The organism is Corallococcus sp. CA054B (assembly GCF_003611625.1).
GTDB classification, from domain to species: Bacteria; Myxococcota; Myxococcia; order Myxococcales; family Myxococcaceae; genus Corallococcus; species Corallococcus coralloides.
Genome location: NZ_RAVY01000008.1, coordinates 13,394 through 31,946 on the forward strand (window position 1 = coordinate 13,394; position 18,553 = coordinate 31,946).

Genomic DNA, 18,553 nt, shown 5'->3' on the forward strand with positions numbered 1-18,553 from the left:
GTGCTGGCTCGGGGTCTGTCTGTCTTCCACTGCATGGGCAAGGACTCCGGCCCGTCCCATCCCCTTGCCGGAGGCGGGAATCCCCGACCCCTTGCGCCTGGTGCTGTCCGAGCCGTCGCCGCGAGTGGTGGAGGGGGGCACGGCGTCCGTCTACGTGTCGTTGTCCGGCCACCTGTGGCCTGGCGGCCCGGAGGATGTGCTCACCGTCACGGTGGGGCGGACGGACGGCGACGCGGATCTCACGGTGCGGGAAGGCGCGGTGCTCACGTTCGGTCCGGGCAACTGGGATCCCCAGGAGGTGGTGCTGGCGGCCGCGAAGGACGCGGACAACGAGGACGGCACGGCCACCTTCACGGTGTCCGCACCGGACCTGGAGCCGCTCACCTTCGTCGTGACGGAAGCGGATCAGGACCCCCTGGCTCCGGTCTTCACCACCGTGCCTGTCACCCGGGCCGTGGTGGGCGCTCCCTATCGGCTCGCCGTGCACGCGCGGGGACGGCCTGCTCCGACGTATTCCCTGCGCACCGCGCCTCCGGGGATGAGCGTGGATGCGCTGGGCAACCTCACGTGGACGCCTGCTCAACCGGGGGAGGTGGACGTGGCGGTGGTGGCGAGCAATGGGCAGCCACCCGATGCGGAGCTGTCCTTCCGGCTCGTCGTGGGGACGGATCAGCCCCCCACGGCGCGCATCCTCGCTCCGCTCCAGGACGAACGGCTGTCAGGGCCCCTTGCCGACTTCTCCTGCGAGTGCACCGACGACGTGGGGTGCGTGAGCGCGCTGTTCCGGGTGAATGGTGAGCCTCTGGTGGAGCAGAAGGGCCCGGGCCCCGTCTACTCCGTGAGCGACTGGGACCTCACGAGGCTCGCGCCTGGAGGCCATGTCCTCCAGGTCATCGTGACGGACTCGGCGGGACACCAGGTCGAGACGGAGGCCGTCACGGTGTACGTCGACGGTCCCGGTCCGGACGCGGGAACGGCGGTGGATGGTGGGCCCATCGAGATTGGAGACGAGGGCGACGACATCATCGACCCCTGGAGCTGCGGCTGCGGCACCAACGCGCTGGCTCCGGCGGTGTGGATGGGGCTGGGCCTGCTGGGGCTGCGCGCCCGGCGTCGCCGGGCCTGACGCCGTACCCGGTGCCGCGAAGGCTCAGGCGTGCTCGGAGCCGGGCAGCTCTTCGTCCATCCGTGCCGCCTCCGCATGCGGCGAAGCCTCCACGGCGTTCGTCGCGGGCAGCGCGGGCGCGGCCTCGGAGACGGCGCGGGCCAGGTCGTTAGGGGCGCGGATCAACGCCTCCAGCGCGGCGGCGCTCGCGGGGACACCGCGCTGCTCCACCTGGAGCCAGCCGCCCTTGATGCTCACGCGGCGGTGGCCCTTCAGGCCCAAGAGGCGCTGACGCACGCCCGGCTCCAGGATGATGGGGCGCGCTTCCGGGGCCAGCCCCTCCACCTGGAAGGCCGCGTCCAGCTCCGCGTCGCCAATCGTCTCCTCGCGCGGGGTGGCTGCGCCGGGGAGCTTGTCCTCGGGGCGCTCGTGCTCCAGCAGCAGGTCCGCGGGCAGCGCGCCCTCCAGGTCCAGCCGCAGCACCGTCACGGTGTGGCGCTTCTTGTTGCTCGCGCCGCGCTTGCCCGTGGCCAGCAGCAGCGGACGCCCTTGATAGCGCCCCTGCACCTCCATCCGCCGCTCCGCGATGGAGAGGCCGTGCGCCTTCGCGAACGCCTCCCACGCGGCGCGCTGGCGGCGCTTGAGCTGGAACAGCGTGGCGAGGACCAGGGCGCCCAGGACGAGCAGGGACGCGAGGATGCCGAGCGGGGAGAAGACACCGGAAAGCATGGCGGCGCATTGTGCACTGGCCTCGCGGCGCGTGAACCATCAATCCGATCGCGGATGCACCTCCGCGCGGCGGGCAGGCTTGCGGCATGGGTGCGTGGACCTGCGGAAGGAACGCCGCGCGAGCGCAAACGTGTGGAATCCCGTGTGCCTCGCGCGGACCGTGGCGCACGCGTGTGTGGAGTGCACGCATGGCGCAGGGCCCCCACGCCACGGGTGTGCCCTGGCGGGTGGGCCCCGGCCGCATGCGAAAGGCTCCGTGGCGCGTGGGGTGGGGAGGAGGGGACGCGTCGGGCAGGCCACGGACGCAAGCGCGCGGAATGACGCCCTTTTTCGACAATGTCAGAGGGGGCGGGTAAGGGAGCGAGGGCTCGCCGCTTGGAGTCGGGGATGGGACCGGGGGAGGCTGCCCGGCCCGCACCCGCCACCGGGCCACGAGGGAGGGTGAACGCCGGATGCGCCTGCTGCACACGTCGGACTGGCACCTGGGCCACACGCTGTATGACGTCTCACGCGAAGTGGAGCACGCCGCGTTCCTGACGTGGCTGTTGGACACGCTGGAGTCTCAGGAGGTGGATGCGCTCCTGGTGGCCGGGGACATCTTCGACACGGCCAACCCCAGCGCGGAGGCGCAGGCGGCCTGGTACCACTTCATCGCGCGTGCCCGGCGCACGCTGCCGAAGCTGGACGTGGTGGTGGTGGGCGGCAACCACGACTCCGCCGCGCGCCTGGACGCGCCGGATCCGCTGTTCCACGCCCTGGGCGTGCGCGTGGTGGGCGGCCTGCCGCGCCACCGGGGCGGGCTGGAGATGGAGCGGCTGGTGGTGCCGGTGCACGACGCGCGCGGGAAGGTGGGCGCGTGGGTGGCGGCGGTGCCGTACCTGCGGCCCTCGGACCTGCCGTCCGTGCCGGACAGTGAAGGGGACCGGCTGGTGGAGGGGGTGCGCTCCGTTTACGCGGAGGTGCTGGACGCGGCGCGCAGGCGGCGCCGGTCCGGGCAGGCGCTGGTGGCCATGGGCCATTGCTACATGACGGGCTCGGAGCTATCGGAGCTGAGCGAGCGGAAGATTCTTGGCGGCAACCAGCACGCGCTGCCGGTGGAGCTGTTCCCGGAGGACGTCGCGTACGCGGCGCTGGGGCACCTGCACAAGGCGCAGCGCGTGGGCGGTCGCGAGGGCGTGCGCTACAGCGGCTCTCCGCTGCCGCTGTCACTGTCGGAGGCGCACTACCGGCACCAGGTGCTGGTGCTGGACGTGGAGGACGGGGCGCTGACGCAGGTGCGCCCGCTGTCGGTGCCTCGCACCACGGACATGATGCGGGTGCCCGCGAGGGACGCGGCGCCGCTGTCGGAGGTGCTGGAGCTGCTGGCGGCGCTGCCCGCGTACGAGGCGGGGGCGCCGGAGTCGATGCGGCCGTACCTGGAGGTCTGTGTGTCGCTGCCCCGGCCAGAGCCGGCGCTGCGCCACAAGGTGGAGAAGGCGCTGGAGGGGCGGGCGGCGCGGCTGGTGAAGCTGACGCCCTTCTACACGGGCACGGGCGGGGCGCTGGCGGACGTGCGGCCGGGGCTGTCGCTGCGGGAGCGCACGCCGGAGGACGTGTTCCTCGCCCGGTATGCGCGGGACTTCAAGGAGGCGCCCTCGCCGGGGTTGCTGGAGTCGTTCCATGCACTGCTCACGCAGGTGCAGGAGGATGCGTCGTGAAGATTCTGGCGATTCGCGGCAGCAACCTCACGAGCTTCGCGGGGGACTTCGCGCTGGAGCTGGACCGGGCGCCGCTGGACCGGCTGGGGCTGTTCGCCATCTCCGGCGCGACGGGGGCGGGGAAGAGCACGCTGCTGGATGCGCTGTGCCTGGCGCTGTTCGACCGCACGCCCCGGCTGGGCGGGCCCAGCAAGGTGCTGGTGGGCCGGGCGGACGAGGACGAGGAGGCGCGGCTGTCCGCCTACGACGTGCGCGGCATGCTGCGGCGCGGGGCGGGCAAGGGCCACGCGGAGGTGGACTTCCTGGGCAAGGACGGGCGGCGCTACCGGGCGCGGTGGAACGTGTGGCGTGCTCGCGAGCGCGCGGAGGGGAGATTCCGGCCGCAGGAGCTGAGCCTGACGGACGTGGCCTCGGGGCAGCTGTTCGGCCGCACCAAGGGCGAGGTGCTCCACGCGATCCAGGAGCGGCTGGGGCTGTCGTTCGATCAGTTCCGGCGCTCGGCGCTGCTGGCGCAGGGGGAGTTCGCGGCGTTCCTGCGCGCGGACGCGAACGAGCGCGCGGAGCTGCTGGAGCGGATGACGGGCACGGAGGTGTACAGCCGGCTGTCCATCGCCGCGCACGAGAAGAACGCGAAGGAGCAGGAGGAGCTGAAGCGGCTGTCGCTGGGGCTCGCGGCCATCGCGCTGATGTCGGACGCGGATCGCGAGAGCGTGCGCGTCCAGCTGGGCGAGGAGGAGGCGGCGCGGGTCCGTGAGGAGACGCGGTCGCGCGAGGCGGAAGCGGCCCGGTCCTGGTACGCGCAGCGCGCGGAGTTCGTGGGGCAGGAGCAGCAGGCCGAAAGCGCGGTGGCCCGGGCGGAGTCGGAGCGGGAGGCGGCGGCGCCTCGTGAGGCGCTGCTGGAGTCGGTGCGCGCGGCGGAGGGCTTCCGCGCGGTGGTGTCGGCGGTGGAGGCCGCGGAGCAGGGCTGCGTGAGGGCGGAGGCCGAGCAGCTGGAGCGGGCCTCACAGGCGGAAGCGGCGCTCGCGGCGGCGGCGGCGCAGCGGCAGGTGCGGATGCAGGCGGAGGCCGCGCGGGCGGCGGCGCTGGAGGCGGAGGCGTCGGTGCGTCCGGCGCTGGAGGAGGCCGCGACCCTGGACACGCGCCGCGCGGAGGCGGAGCGCGAGGCCCGTGAGGCCGCGGAGCTGGCGAAGCAGGCGAGGGCCGCGGAAGCGTCGGCTCGCGATGCGCTGGGGCTGGTGCAGGCGGCGGAAGCGAAAGCCCAGGTGCTGGTGGACGCGGCCGAAGCGTGGCGCACGTCGCATGCGAGCTGGGAGTCCCTGGCCACGGAGTGGCCCCGCTGGCAGCGCGAGCTGGAGCGCTTCGCGGGGGCGCTGAAGGAGGAACAGGCGGCGGGCGCGGACGTGGACCGGTTGGGGACGGACGCGGACCGCCTGGGCAACGAGGCCCAGGCGCGCCGCGAGGAGCACCAGGGCGCGGTCGAGTCGGAAGCGCAGGCGCAGGCCCTGGCGACGCACGCGGAAGCCGCGCTTGGGGAGGATGGCGGCGCGGCACGGCGGGCGCTCCGGGAAGCGCTGCTGGCGCGACAGGAGGTCCTGGGGGCGCTGACGCTCGCGGGTGAAGGCGCTCGGGCGGAGGGCTCGGCGGAAGGTGACGCGGCGGCGGAGGTGAAGACGCACCGCGAGGTTTCCCAGCGCGCGGCGGCGGAGGCGAAGGACGCGGCGGCGGCGCGGGCGACGCAGGAGGCGATGCTCCACGAGGCGCGCCGTGCGCAGTCGCGCGCGGAGGCGACGCAGGGGCTGGCCTCGCACCGGGCCGCGCTGCACGAAGGAGAGCCGTGTCCGCTGTGCGGCGCGCTCGAACATCCGTATGCGCGGGAGGCCTCCGCGCTGGAAGGGCTGGTCGCGGAGGCCGCGGCCCGGGTGCTGGAGCTGGAGTCGGCGCGCGATGCCGCGGCGAAGCAGGAGAGCGCGGCGAGCGTGCGGCAGGCGACCGCGGACACCGCCGCGACCCAGGCCGAAGCCCGGCGTGACACGGCGGCCCGCAAGCGCACGGCGCACCGTGATGCCTGGCGCGCGGCGCGCGAACGGTGGACCCGCGCGGTGCTTCCAGGGGAGGACACGGCAACACTGGCGGCTGCTCGCGGGCAGATGGAGCACGCCGCGCAGGATGCCAGTGCCGCTGCATCGCCTCCGGAGGATGCGGAGGCCACCACCGCCCAGGCGTGGATCCGCGCCGCGCAGGAAGACGTGCGCTCGCGGCTCGCGACCCTCCGTGACGAAGAGGCCTCCGCGGAAGCCCGCGCCAGCGCCGCTCGCGAGGCCCGGGCCCTGTTGGAGACCCGGCGCACCCGGCGCGAAGGCGCGGCCGAGGCCCTTCGCAAGGCCGAGGACGCCTGGTCCCGCGCGTCCCAGTCCCACCGGGATGCACTGCTTCGCCGGGACACCGCCCGCGATGCCCGCGAGCGCGCCCTCACGGAAGTGTCCCCTCCGTTCGCCAGCGAAGAGGCCACCTGGAAGGACAAGCTCGCCGCGGACCCTGCTCGCTTCCAGAGCCGGTGCCTGGAGCGCGTGGCGAAGTGGCGCGAGAAGCTCGCGGAGCTGGAGACCTCTCGCAAGCGCCTGGAGGAGCAACAGGGCCTGCGTGCCCGTGAAGAGGTCCGCCTCCAGTCCCGGCACGAGGACGCGGAGACCGCCGCCCACCGCGCGAGCCTCAAGGACGCGGCCTTCCAGGATGCGTCCAGGGCCCGCGCCCGGCTGCTCCAGGGCCGCCCCACGCAGGAGGTGCGCGCGGAGATCCAGGCGCGCATCGACGCCGCCCAGGTCACCTACGAGCGCGCCCGCGAGGACTCCGAAGCCCTCCAGCAGGCGGAGAAGGTGGCCACCGCCCGCGCCGAGGACGCCGTGCGCCTGCGCACCGACGCGGCCCTCGCGCTCGATCGCGCCCAGGCCGTCCTCTCGGAACGCCTCGCCGGCCATGGCTCCACCCTGGAGCAACTCAAGGCCCTGCTGTCGCGCGGCGCCGCCTGGTGCGACGCGGAGGCCCGCGCGCTCAACGCCCTGCGCGAGTCCGTGGCCCAGGCCCGCGCCGTCCTCGTGGAGCGCCGCGAGCGCCGCGTCCGCCATGAGGCCTCCGGGCTTCCCTCGCTCGCGGAAGGGGACGTCGCGGAGCTCTGCGAACGCCTGCGCACCGACGTGGAGGTGCGCCGCCGCGCCGAGGCCCTGCTGCGCGCGAAGCTGGACACCGACGACGCCGCCCGCGCCCGCCATGGCGCGGAGGCCCGGGCCCTGGAGCAGCGCCGCGCGGACGCGGAGGTGTGGAAGACGCTGGGCGACCTCATCGGCTCGCACGACGGAAAGAAGTTCAAGGTCTTCGCCCAGAGCCTCACCCTGGACGCGCTGCTCTTGCACGCCAACGCGCACCTGCGCGAGCTGGCCCGCCGCTACCGTTTGGAGCGCGTGCCCGGCCACGACCTGGACCTCCAGGTGGTGGACGGCGACATGGGCGACGAGGTCCGCAGCGTGGCCAGCCTCTCCGGCGGCGAGAGCTTCCTCGTGTCGCTCGCGCTCGCGCTGGGCCTGGCCTCGCTGTCGTCGGAGACGACGCAGGTGGAGACCCTCTTCATCGACGAGGGCTTCGGCACGCTGGATCCGGAGACGCTGGAGGTCGCGCTCGCCACGCTCGACGCGCTCCAGGCCACCGGCCGTCAGGTGGGCATCATCTCCCACGTGAGCGGGCTCGCCGAGCGCATCGGCGTGCAGGTGCGCGTGGTGAAGCAGGGCGGCGGCCGCAGCAGGCTCGTCGTTGAAGGCGACGCGGGGATCGTCGTGCCCTCGGATCAACAGGTGGCGTGACTCAGCCCGTCACCGGCTCCGCGCCCATCAGGCCGCGCACCACCGCGGCCACGGCCAGCGGCGTCGCCACGCGGTCGTCGCTCAGCGCCGCCAGCGCCCGCGCGAACTGCTCCGCGGAGGAGAAGCGCTGCGACGGGTGCGGCGCGAGCGCCCGGTCCAACACCAGCGCCAGCGGATCCGACACCTCCGGCGCCACCATGCGCACGGGCGTCACCCGCAGGCCCCGGATGGAGGCCTCCACCTCCTCGGCCGTCCCCTCCGCATAGGGCGACTCCAGGGAGAGCAGCTCGTACAGCAGCACCGCCGCCGCCCACAGGTCCACCGCCACGGAGACCTCACCGGCCAGCAGCTCCGGCGAGCGGTAGTTCTGCTTGCCCACCCGCCGCAGGTCCACCTCCAGGCCCGCGCGCGAGCGGGCCACGCCGAAGTCCGCCAGCTTCACCTCTCCGCCGCGCGACAGGAGCACGTTGTGTGGAGACACATCGCAGTGCACCACCGCCAGCGGCAGGCCCTTGGAGTTGGTGGCCTTGTGCGCGTACGCCAGCGCCTCCAGCACGTGGCGCACCATCATCACGGAGATGTCGATGGGCAGCTCGATGCGCCGGCGCCGGCACTGCGCCAGCACGCGCCCCAGGTCCGTGCCGTCCACCAGCTCCAGCGCCAGGTAGGGCCCGTCCGCCAGCTCGCCGTACTCCCGGAAGCCCACGATGTGCGGATGGTCCAGGCACCGCGCCAGCTCCGCCTCATGCAGGAGCTGATCGCGCGCCTCCGCGTCCCGCAGGCGCTCCGGCCGCACGCGCTTGAGGGCCACTTCCTCCCCCGCATGCGGCCCCTGGAGGATCCGCGCGCGGAAGACCTCCGCGTTTCCTCCGCGCCCCAGCCGCGACAGCAGCTGGAAGCGGCCCAGGTCGCGCGGCCACTCGGGTGTCTTGCCTTCCTCCAACGTCACGCCTTCTCTCCGGCCAGGCTCGCCAGGTACCCGTCCAGCGTCGCCGAGAAGGTGGCGTCGTCGCTCAGGAAGGCCAGCCCCACGCCCCCGGTGTACTGATCATCCACCACGTGCACCACCAGCGCCTCGCCCTGCAGCCGCTGGCCGTTGGGCAGCTTCACGTCCACGGTGACCACGCTGTCCTGCGGCGGGCGGTGCGCCGTGCGCACGAAGAGTCCTCCGTTGCTGATGTTCAGCGCGTGCTCGCGCACGAAGTCCAGCTCCGTGCGGAACTCCATCTCCAGCTTCACCGCGAAACGCCGGGCGCGCCGCTGGGATTCATCACCAGGGGGTGCGGGAGAGGGCGTGGGGGAGGGCGTGAGCGGATCCGGCGGCGATGACTCTCCGGCCGCTCCGGTCCCCGGTGCGCCCCCGCTCTCGCTGGGAGCGGCCTGGGGCGCGGGCGGTGCCTCGGATGGCGGCGCACTCTTCGGCGCGGACGGGGCGGGCAGGGGACCTCGCGCGGCCAGGGCCTCCAGGTGCTGCCGCAGCTCCTGCGCGGCCTGCGTGCGCTCGTTGCCGCCGAAGGGCGTGCCGCCCGCCAGCGTGCGCGAGCGCAGCGCGTCCCGCTCCGCCTTGGGCAGCCGCCACAGCTCCACGAACGTGCCGCCGCTCTTGCGAACCTCCTCGCCCAGCCGCTCCACCGCCGCGCGCGGATAGCCGGGCACCTCCACCTTCACCTCCAGCGCGCCGGCCTCGTCGCGAAACGCCACCACGAGCTGGATCGACTGCGCGGACGGCAGAAGCGCGCCCAGGCCCTCCACGACGGCTGCCGCCTTCTCAGGCGAAGCCGCTTCCCCCCATACCGCCGCAAGACCGAACACAGGCACGGGGCGGACGATAACCGAGCCCTCCTGCCCTCCGTAAAGACAGTGCAGTCGGAAACAGGCGACAGAGGTGAACGTGGAGTTTACGAATCGTGATGCCGCCTCCGTCCCAGGGCGTACCTACATCGGCATCGGGCGCGCATCCCTCTATGCTGCCGGAATTCTCCGTTCCCCCCTTCCCGGAGTGCTGACCCGTTATGCGCAATTGGATCCGACTCTTCTCCGGCACGCTGCTTGCGGCCACGCTCATGGCGGGCTGCGGCGGCAGTGACCCGGACCCCGGCCCTGATGATCCCAACCCCACCAACGACGCCGGCACCGACGCCGGCTCCGACGCGGGCTTCGACGCCGGCTATGTCGAGGACGCGGGCGTCATCGTCGACCCGGACCCCGACCCCGGTGAGGTCCCCGTCAACCCGTATGATCAGGAAAATGCCACGAAGGACTCGGACTGCGACGGCCTGACGGACCAGGAGGAGTTCTCCACGGTCTACGCCGGCGGCCTGAAGACGCACCCCGGCCGGCGCGACACGGACGGCGACGGCATCCGTGACGGCGTGGAGGTGGGCCGCACGAGCAGCGTGGACCCCAATTGCTCGTTCTACCCGGACCAGGACCCCACCACGCGCACCTCGCCGGTGAAGGCGGACACGGACGACGACGGGCTGCCGGACGGCCTGGAGGACGCCAACCGCAACGGCAAGCGCGACCTCACGGAGACGGACCCGAACACGGCGGACTCCGACGGTGACGGCATCCCGGACGGCGTGGAGGACGCGAACAAGAACGGCTCGGTGAGCCCCGGCGAGACGGACCCCCGCCTGCGCGACACCGACGGCGACGGCCTGCCGGACGGCCTGGAGAAGCAGACGGGCACGGATCCGCTCAAGCCCGACACGGACGGCGACACCTGCTCGGACGGCGCCGAGGACGTGAACAAGAACGGCAAGGTGGATCCGGGCGAGACGGATCCGCGCAAGGCGGACTGCGCGGCGTCCATCCCCGACGCGGACTTCGACGGCATCCCGGACTCCGTCGAGGTCGCCACCGGCACCAACCCGAACAACGCCGACACGGACGGCGACGGCGTGGCGGACGGCGTGGAGGACTCGAACAAGAACGGCCGCGTGGACTCCGGTGAGACCGACCCGCGCCTGACGGACACCGACTGCGACGGGCTCCAGGACGGCCCCGGCCGCAACGGCTTCCTCGGTGAGGACCCCAACTCCAACGGCCAGGTGGACCCCGGCGAGACGGACCCCACCAACCCGGACACCGACGGTGACGGCCTGCTCGACGGCGTGGAGCGTGGCGTGACCACGGCCGCGGCCCCCCCGAGCGCCGGCTGCACCTACGTGGGCGACGCGGACCCCACGACGAAGACGGACCCCAACAAGGCGGACACCGACGGCGACGGCATCCCCGACGGCGCGGAGGACTCCAACCAGAACGGCCGCGTGGACGCGAACGAGCTCAACCCGCTGGACCCCAAGGACGGCGCGTCCAGCACGCCCGCGGGCAAGGCGTGCAGCGTGCAGAACCTGCGCACGGTGACCTTCAAGGAGGACAGCGGCGCGGACATCCGGCTCGCGCTGCCCAACACCTTCAAGACCGCCAACCTCCTCAACCTGAAGGCCAACGGCCAGACCGTGGGCGTGATGGGCTATGACGACACGAAGCAGGTGACGTTCATCGCCTACAAGCGCGGCCAGGTGGGCAACTCCACCACGCCCTCGACCGACGAGTCGGGCATCCGCACCGGCACGGCGCTCCTGTCGCCGGCGGACGTGGAGTTCACGCAGACGTTCACCACCTGGGACGGCTTCCCCGCGGCGGTCTCCCGCTACGGGCTCGCCGGCACGACGGAGCTGAAGGCGTTCACCAACTCGCTGGCGCGGCAGCTGGTGCCCAACAGCACGGAGACGCTGGGCGGCTCGTCGTCGGGCGTCAACGGTCCGTTCAAGATCCAGGCGCAGTACGTGCACCGCTCCAACCAGAGCGTCGTGGTGGTGCTCGCCATCACGCCGGCGGCCCGCTACAACGAGGCGGGCGGCCTGTTCACCATGGCGGACACGGCGGGCGGCTCCGCGCTGGCGCAGTTCGGAGACGCGGACGCGGTGCAGTGCGAGGTCTTCACCGGCAACACGGCCGTGGTGGACTTCCTCTTCGTGGTGGACGACTCCGGCTCCATGGCGTCGTCGCAGACGTCGCTGGCGAACGCGGGCACGGCGGTGGCCAACAAGCTGGGCAACGCGACGCTGGACTGGCGCGTGTCCATGGTGACCACCAGCTACACGGTGGGCAACAGCGCCAACCGCAACGTCATCCGCCCCTTCACCACCAACATCGACCAGTTCAAGGCGTGGCTGACCCAGAACGCGGTGTGCAACAACAACGTGTGCGCCGTGAAGGGCGGCACCACCCAGAACCCCACGTACACGCCGCTGCCCAACACCACCTGTACGGCCAACACCAACTGCTGGGTGGCCCTGGGCGGTGACGGCAGCGAGCGTCCGCTGGAGGCCGCGCGCAAGGCCATCAACGACATGGCCGCGTCCACGGGCGGCCCTGAGACGAAGATCCGTCCGGGCGCCAAGGTGGTGGTGGTCATCCTCACGGACGTGAAGGACCAGTCCACGGACACGGTGGCCAACTACTCCGCGTACTTCCTCAACAGCGGCACCACGGCTGGCACCACGAGCAACCCCACGGGCCAGCGCATCCAGGTGCACGGCATCATCTGCCCGCCGGACGGCGCCCCGTGCTACTCGGGTGAGGACAACACGAACCCGCGCCACCTGGATGTCATCCAGGCCACGGGCGGCGTGTCCGGCAGCATCCGGGACAACACCTCCATCACCAACACCATCAACGCCATCGTGGACAGCGTCATCGCGTCGGTGGGTTACCGCACGCTCAAGCCGCCGATTGGCGCGTCGCTGAAGGTCGCGGTGGATGCGGTGGTGGACGCGGTCGCCTGCCCGAGCATCGGGGACCTGCCGCGCAGCCGCACCAACGGCTTCGACGTGGACGGCATCAACCGCACCGTGTCCTTCTACGGCGCCTGCCGTCCGAAGGAGTCCGGCAAGACGCAGGCGGCGCTGTCGTACCGCTACTGGATCGACCGCACGGCCAAGGCGGACGGCAACCCGCCTCCGTGCTCGTCCGACACGACGTACTACGACGCGAACGACCCGGACTTCTGCAAGGGCAAGCTCGCCTGCAACCGCACCACGGACAAGTGCGAGTGCCCGGCGGACTGCGGTGGCACGGCGCCCGCGGGCCAGGTGTGCAACACCGACCGCGCGGTGTGTGACTTCACCTGCGCGCCGGACTGCGGCGGCACGTGCGGCACCTTCGAGACGTGCAACACGGGCACCTGCTCGTGCAGCTGCGTGCAGTCCGCGACCTGCGCGGCGGGCTACAAGTTCGACAACAACGCCTGCGGCTGCGTCTGCGACACGGGCGCGCTCAACTGCGGCACCGGCTTCGGTGCGGACCCCGGCCTGTGCGCCTGCGTCTGCCAGCCGGACTGCGGCGGCTGCGCGCCGGGCTTCTTCTGCAACGTCAGCTCCTGCGCCTGCGAGAAGCCCATCGGCTAGCATCAAATGAAAACGCGCTCCCGGTGCCTCATGGACCGGGAGCGCGGCGCTGAATCCGAAGCCCCCGCTCCGCGATGCCCCTGAAGGGGGCGCGGGCCGGGGGCTTCTTCCTTCCCCGGTGCTACTTCACCGGCGCCAGGTTCGAAGGCGCGCTGGCGGCGCGGTACACGGGGTAGAGGCCCAGGCGCTCGTCCCAGGTCGGGTGGCGCTCGGCGAAGAAGCGCAGGCGGGCGCGCGGGTCCTTGGCGAACGCGGGGTCCTTCAGGCGCTCCTGGAACGCGGCCTTCACGCCCGCGTCCTTCGCCAGCAGCTCCCGGGCCCAGGGCTCCAGCACGTAGTCCTCGATGTATTCCTTCTGCTCGAAGTGGGCGTTGAAGAAGCCCCACGTGAGCAGCGAGTCCGGCCCCGCGGGCTCGAAGAGGTGCGCCACCAACTGCACGTTCTTCTGCGCCACCGGCACGTAGAGCGTCCCCACGGGGAGGTCCTGCGTGTCCGGCTTCCACTCGCCCTTCGCGGTGAGGCCCTGGTGGCCTTCGTTGGTGCGCACCTGGAACTGGAAGTCCTTCGAGTGGAACGACTCCACCTTCGCCGCGGGCACCGCGCGGGTGAGGCGCTGGAACGCGATGCCGTGCGCGGCCAGCTTCGGCGCGACCCACGCTGCGTGCGCGGCGGACACCAGGTAGCCGCCCTCGGGCAGCTTCGCGGTGACGGAGGGCTCCACGTCCGGCAGGTACGGCACCTTCCACGTCTGGGGCTGCGTGTCGTCGTAGCGGATGTACGGCTGGCCGGAGACGTCCGACGGCAGGCGCTCGTAGGCGTAGCCCTTGAACGCGATCGCCTCGCGCTTGGACGTGTTCTTCCAGCCGAGCACCACCTCGCGCACCCCGCCGGCCACGGCCTTCTGGTCCTCCGCCTTCACGGCGGCCTGGAGCGCGGCGCCGTCGCGGGCCACGAGCTTCAAGAGGCCCTCCAGCACGTCGCGGGTGGCCTTCACGCGCTGGGCGTAGTTCTTCCAGGAGTGCGTCTCCACGAGCACGCCGAAGCGGTGGTGGACGGACCAGTAGGCGTGGCTGAAGCGCGGCGGGGGGACGCCGTAGGCGAAGCCGCTCGTGGGGTCGTCGTCCACGAGGAAGGACGGGTAGAAGCGCAGCGGCTGGTGTCCCTGGGCGGTGAGGTCGGTGAAGAGCTCGTCCACCAGCTTCGTGCCCAGCTCGCGCAGCGCGGGCGGGCCGGACTTCTGGGGCTCCACGCCCACGGACACGTCGGGTTCGAACTTCGCGCCGTCGGTGACGTGCAGGTCCACGTAGACGAGCGGGTCCCACGCGTTGAGGTACTTCAACAGCAGCACCATCTCCGGCGCGTCCGCCTTCACGTAGTCGCGGTTCAGGTTGAGGTTCTGGGCGGTGACGCGGAAGCCCATCTCCTCCGGGCCCACCTGGTTGGGGCGGTGGTTGGGGTTGAAGCGCTCATGGCCGTCCACGTTGAAGACGGGGACGAAGACGGCGGTGACGCCCTTGAGCAGGTCCGGCACGGACGCCCGGTTCTGGAGCGCGTCACGCAGGAGCCAGTAGCCGGCGTCCTTGCCGTCGATTTCACCCGCGTGGATGCCGCCCTGGAAGAAGACGACGGGCCGCCCCTTCTTGCGCGCGGCGTCCGCGGTGAGCGTGCCGTCCTGGCTGACGACGAGCGCCACCATGGGGCGGCCCTCCGGCGTCGTGCCCAGCGTGTCGCAGCGGGCCTTGCCGGGGAACGCCTTGGGGAAGGCGCGGCAGAGGCTCTCTGCTTCCGCGTAGCGGCCGGTGCGCTTCCAGCCGCTCTGCTCGGAGATGGTGGTGAGTGGGGGAGGGGCCTGCGTGAGGACCAGGGCGGTGAGGGTGGGCAGGAGCATGCCCGCTTGAGACCACAAGCCCCGCCAGCGCTCAACCGTGCCGCACGGTGTGTGTGCCGCCCACGGGCAGCACGTGCACGCGGTCGCGCGGCCAGCCCCGGCGCAGCCACTCCGCGTCCAGGCGGGCGGGCGGCTCGTCCAGCGGCTCGTCCGTGAGCTTGAACGTGCCCCAGTGCATGGCGAAGAAGGCCATCGCGCCCAGGTCCTCGAAGGCCTGCACCGCCTCCTCCGGGTTCATGTGCTGCAGCCGCATGAACCACGCGGGGTCGTAGGCGCCAATGGGCAGGAGCGCCGCGTCCAGCTTGGGGAAGCGCGCCCCAATCTCCTTGAAGCCCTGGAAGTAGGCGGTGTCGCCGGAGTGGTAGACGCGCGCGCTGGAGCCCTCCACCACGAAGCCGCCCCAGAGCATCTGGTTGGCGTCGTTGAGGCCGCGGCGGCTCCAGTGCTGGGAAGGCACGTAGTGCACGCGCACGGGCCCCACCTGCGTGGACTCCCACCAGTCCAGCTCGTGGAAGGGCAGGCCCTGGCCCTGGAACACCGGCGCGTGGCCCAGGCCGGTGACGATGCGGGCGCCCACCTGCTTGAGCGTGGGCAGGTCCAGGTGGTCGTAGTGGTTGTGGGTCACCAGGCTCGCGTCGATGCGCGGCAGCTTCTCCACCGGCACGCCGGGCGGCACGTTGCGGCGGATGATGACGTTGATGGCGTCGCGCAGCACCGGGTCGATGAGCAGCGACACGCCATCCAGCTGCACCAGCCAGCTCGCATGGCCCAGCCACGTCAGGCGGGCGCCCTCGCCCGGGGCGGGTGGGGTGGCGAGCACCGCCAGGTCCGGCTCCACGTGCGGCACGACCGCGCGCGCGGGCGCGCTGCGGCGCTTGCCCGCGAGCTTGTCCGTGACGGCCCACTTGAAGACGCGGGTGAAGGCCTGCGGTCCGCTGCCATCCAGGTTCTTGAAGCGCATCGCCATGAGTGGCTCCCGGCAACGGGTGTGTCCCCCAAGGATGGGCCCGCGCCGCTTCGGGCGAGTCATGCTCGGCTGGAGGGGAGGGGCGCAAGGGGAATGCGGTTTGGGATGGCCTGGGGAGGACATGCGCCGGGCGCGGGCGAAAAGGGGCGCGCGCCGTATAAGAGGGCTTCCCATGGGACCTGTCTCCGGCACCACGACCCGCAAGGTGTTGCTCGCGTTCGGCGCGCTGGTGGCGCTGTTCACGGCGGCGTCGGGCTATGCGCTCGGCCGGCTGGCGGACATCCATGAGGGCACGCGTGCGCTGCGCGAGGTGGGCGGCCGCGCGCGGGAGGCCCGGGAGCTGGCCACGGCGGTGAGGGACCAGTACGCGCACCTGGCGCACACCATCATCCTGGGCAACGACAGCCACCGGCGCTTCCACACCGAGGCCCGCGCCCGCGTGGAGGCGCTGACCCGGCGGCTTTCGGAGCACGCGCGCGACGCGGACGAGCGCGCGGCGGTGGCGGACATCCAGGCGTCCGGCGACGCGCTGGACACGCTCTACCGGGACACGCTCCTGCCCGCGGTGCTGGCGAAGGACGCGGCCGCGGTGGAGGCCGCGCATGGGCGCGCGCTGGAGTGGGTGTCGCGCATCCAGGCGCGGGTGGACGCGCTGACGGCGGACTCGGACGCGTCCATGGACGCCTTCGAGTCGCACGTGGGCGCGGTGGAGCGCGACAGCTTCCGCTGGGCGCTCTTGCTGTTGGGCGGGGCCACGCTGTTCGCGGCCGGGGTGGGCGTGTACATCGGCAACGCGGTGGCGCGGCTCGTCCAGCACGAGAAGCTGGCGGGCATTGGCCGGCTGGCGGCGGGCGTGGCGCATGAAATCAACAACCCGCTGGGCGTCATCCTCGGGTACGTGCGCCTGTTGCAGCGGCGGGCGGAGGGCACGCTCGCGGAGGACCTGCGCGTGGTGGAGGAGGAGGCGGTGCGCTGCCAGGACATCGTGGAGGGGCTCCTGGACCTGGCGCGTCCGGGTCGCGGGCCGCAAGAGCCGGTGGCGCTGCGCGACGCGTGCGAGGAGGTCGTCTCCCGCCTGCGTGAAGCCACGCGCCTGGGCACCGTGACGGTGGACGTGCACGGCGAGGGCACCGCGTGGGCGCAGGCGCCCCGGCTGCGGCAGGTGCTGCTCAACCTGGTGAAGAACGCGGCGGAGGCCGCGGGCGAGGGAGGACGGGTGGAGGTGCGCATCGCGGTGGACGCGGACGGGAGCGCTCGCGTGGCGGTATCGGACTCGGGGCCCGGGGTGACGCCGGAGGCGCGGGCGCGGCTGTTCGAGCCCTTCTTCACCACGAAGCCCTCCGGCACGGGGCTGGGGCTCGCGGTGAGCCAGGCCATCGCGGAGGCGCACGGCGGCCGCATCGACGTGGACACCGGGGCCCTGGGCGGCGCGCGCTTCACGCTGTCGCTGCCGTCTCCATCGCGCGTACAGGAGGCGGCGGCATGAGCGGCGCGAAGCCCTCGGTCCTCGTGGTGGACGACAAGGAGAACATGCTCAAGCTGTTCGCGCGCATCCTCGGGGACGCGTACGCGGTGACGACCGCGCCAGACGGGGTGCAGGCGCTGGCGCTGCTCTCCGCGCGCACGTTCGACGTGGTCGTCACGGACATCCAGATGCCGGGCGCGGACGGCTTCACGGTGCTGCGCGAGGTGAAGCGGCGCGCGCCGGACACGGAGGTCGTCCTCGTCACCGCCTACGCGAGCATCCCCAAGGCCGTGGAGGCCATCAAGGAAGGCGCGTACGACTACCTGTCCAAGCCTTTCGACCCGGACGAGGTGGCCCTGGTGGTCGCCCGCGCGCTGGAGCGCCAGCGCCAGCGTCGCGACGCACAGGGACTCGCCGCCCGCGTGGCGCGCATGCCGGACTTCCACGGCCTGCGCGGCACCAGCCCCGCGCTGCGGAAGACGCACGCGCTGCTCGCGCAGGTGGCGGCGCGCGACCTCACCGTGGTGCTCACTGGCGAGACGGGCACCGGCAAGGAGCTGGCCGCCCGCGCGCTGCACCGCGAGAGCCCGCGCCGCGACAAGCCCTTCGTCGCGGTGAACTGCGGCGCGCTGCCGGCGGAGCTGGTGGAGAGCGAGCTCTTCGGCCACGCGAAGGGCGCCTTCACCGGGGCGACGGGCGCGAAGGCCGGCCTCTTCGAGGAGGCCCACGGCGGCACGCTCTTCCTGGATGAAGTGGGCGACCTGCCGCTGCCCGTGCAGGTGAAGCTCAACCGCGCGCTCCAGGAGAAGGAGATCCGCCGCGTGGGCACCACCACGCCGGTGACGGTGGACGTGCGCGTGGTGGCGGCCACGCACCGGGACCTGGCGCACGAGGTGGCTGCGGGGCGCTTCCGCGAGGACCTCTACTACCGGTTGGAAGGCGTGACGGTGCGGATGCCCGCCCTGCGCGAGCGCCGCGAGGACATCCCGCTGCTCGCCATGCACTTCCTCGCTGGCGCGAACCGGCCGGAGCTGGAGGGCTTCACGCCCCAGGCGCTCCAGGCGCTCACCGCCGCGCCCTGGCCCGGCAACGTGCGGCAGCTGCAGAACGCGGTGGCGCGCGCGGCGGCGGTGGCGGCGGGCCCCCGCATCACCCCGGAGGACCTGCCGCCCGAGCTCACCACCCCCTCGGCCCGTGCCTCCGCGGCCCCGGGGCCGCTGCCCGCGGAGGCCCTGGCGAAGCAGCCCTACCGCGAGGCGGTGGACCGCGTGCGCGACGCCGTGTCGCGCGACTACCTCACCGCGCTGATGCAGGAGTTCTCCGGCAACGTCACCCACGCGGCCGAGCGCGCGGGCATGGAGCGCGAGAGCCTGCACCGCCTGCTCAAGCGCTACGGCGTCCGCACGGAGGACTTCAAGCGCGGAGACTGAAGGC

Annotated in this window: 11 protein-coding genes; 6 read left to right on the forward strand and 5 right to left on the reverse strand. The window is 72.7% G+C overall.

Going from position 1 to position 18,553, the window contains the following annotated elements; translation table 11 throughout:
• Positions 1–100: 100 nt before the first annotated feature.
• Complete coding sequence (locus tag D7V80_RS03570; RefSeq protein WP_370452449.1) at positions 101–1,126, forward strand: putative Ig domain-containing protein; 1,026 nt, start codon at positions 101–103, stop codon at positions 1,124–1,126.
• Positions 1,127–1,150: 24 nt separating this feature from the next.
• Here the strand turns inward: D7V80_RS03570 and D7V80_RS03575 are convergent, their stop codons facing one another.
• Positions 1,151–1,834 (reverse strand): hypothetical protein, encoded by a 684-nt coding sequence (locus D7V80_RS03575; RefSeq protein WP_120586812.1) that lies wholly within the window; start codon positions 1,832–1,834, stop codon positions 1,151–1,153.
• A 452-nt stretch (positions 1,835–2,286) separates the two neighbouring features.
• On the opposite strand from D7V80_RS03575, the gene D7V80_RS03580 reads away from it, so the two are divergent.
• Both D7V80_RS03580 and D7V80_RS03585 read left to right on the forward strand, forming a co-directional pair.
• Complete coding sequence (locus D7V80_RS03580; protein ID WP_120586813.1) at positions 2,287–3,531, forward strand: exonuclease SbcCD subunit D; 1,245 nt, start codon at positions 2,287–2,289, stop codon at positions 3,529–3,531.
• On the forward strand, positions 3,528–7,382 hold the full coding sequence (locus D7V80_RS03585; protein ID WP_120586814.1) for an AAA family ATPase: 3,855 nt from the start codon (positions 3,528–3,530) through the stop codon (positions 7,380–7,382). Before D7V80_RS03580 ends, D7V80_RS03585 begins: the two co-directional genes overlap by 4 nt.
• Position 7,383: 1 nt before the next feature.
• Here D7V80_RS03585 and D7V80_RS03590 read toward each other — a convergent pair whose 3' ends face one another.
• Complete coding sequence (locus D7V80_RS03590) at positions 7,384–8,331, reverse strand: serine/threonine-protein kinase (RefSeq protein ID WP_199738356.1); 948 nt, start codon at positions 8,329–8,331, stop codon at positions 7,384–7,386.
• On the reverse strand, positions 8,328–9,134 hold the full coding sequence (locus D7V80_RS03595) for a TIGR02266 family protein (RefSeq protein WP_233585114.1): 807 nt from the start codon (positions 9,132–9,134) through the stop codon (positions 8,328–8,330). Before D7V80_RS03595 ends, D7V80_RS03590 begins: the two co-directional genes overlap by 4 nt.
• A gap of 260 nt (positions 9,135–9,394) precedes the next feature.
• Here D7V80_RS03595 and cglD point away from each other — a divergent pair, with 260 nt between their 5' ends.
• Positions 9,395–12,799, forward strand: a complete 3,405-nt coding sequence (cglD, locus tag D7V80_RS03600) for an adventurous gliding motility lipoprotein CglD (protein ID WP_120586816.1) — start codon at positions 9,395–9,397, stop codon at positions 12,797–12,799.
• Positions 12,800–12,920: 121 nt separating this feature from the next.
• Here cglD and D7V80_RS03605 read toward each other — a convergent pair whose 3' ends face one another.
• Positions 12,921–14,687 (reverse strand): M14 family zinc carboxypeptidase, encoded by a 1,767-nt coding sequence (locus D7V80_RS03605; protein WP_120586817.1) that lies wholly within the window; start codon positions 14,685–14,687, stop codon positions 12,921–12,923.
• Positions 14,688–14,718: 31 nt separating this feature from the next.
• Positions 14,719–15,654: an MBL fold metallo-hydrolase gene (locus D7V80_RS03610; protein WP_120586818.1), complete on the reverse strand. Its 936-nt coding sequence runs from the start codon at positions 15,652–15,654 to the stop codon at positions 14,719–14,721.
• Positions 15,655–15,826: 172 nt separating this feature from the next.
• Between D7V80_RS03610 and D7V80_RS03615 the strand changes: the two genes are divergently transcribed.
• Both D7V80_RS03615 and D7V80_RS03620 read left to right on the forward strand, forming a co-directional pair.
• Positions 15,827–17,140, forward strand: a complete 1,314-nt coding sequence (locus D7V80_RS03615) for a sensor histidine kinase (RefSeq protein ID WP_120586819.1) — start codon at positions 15,827–15,829, stop codon at positions 17,138–17,140.
• Positions 17,137–18,549: a sigma-54 dependent transcriptional regulator gene (locus D7V80_RS03620; protein WP_120586820.1), complete on the forward strand. Its 1,413-nt coding sequence runs from the start codon at positions 17,137–17,139 to the stop codon at positions 18,547–18,549. Before D7V80_RS03615 ends, D7V80_RS03620 begins: the two co-directional genes overlap by 4 nt.
• Positions 18,550–18,553 lie beyond the last annotated feature (4 nt).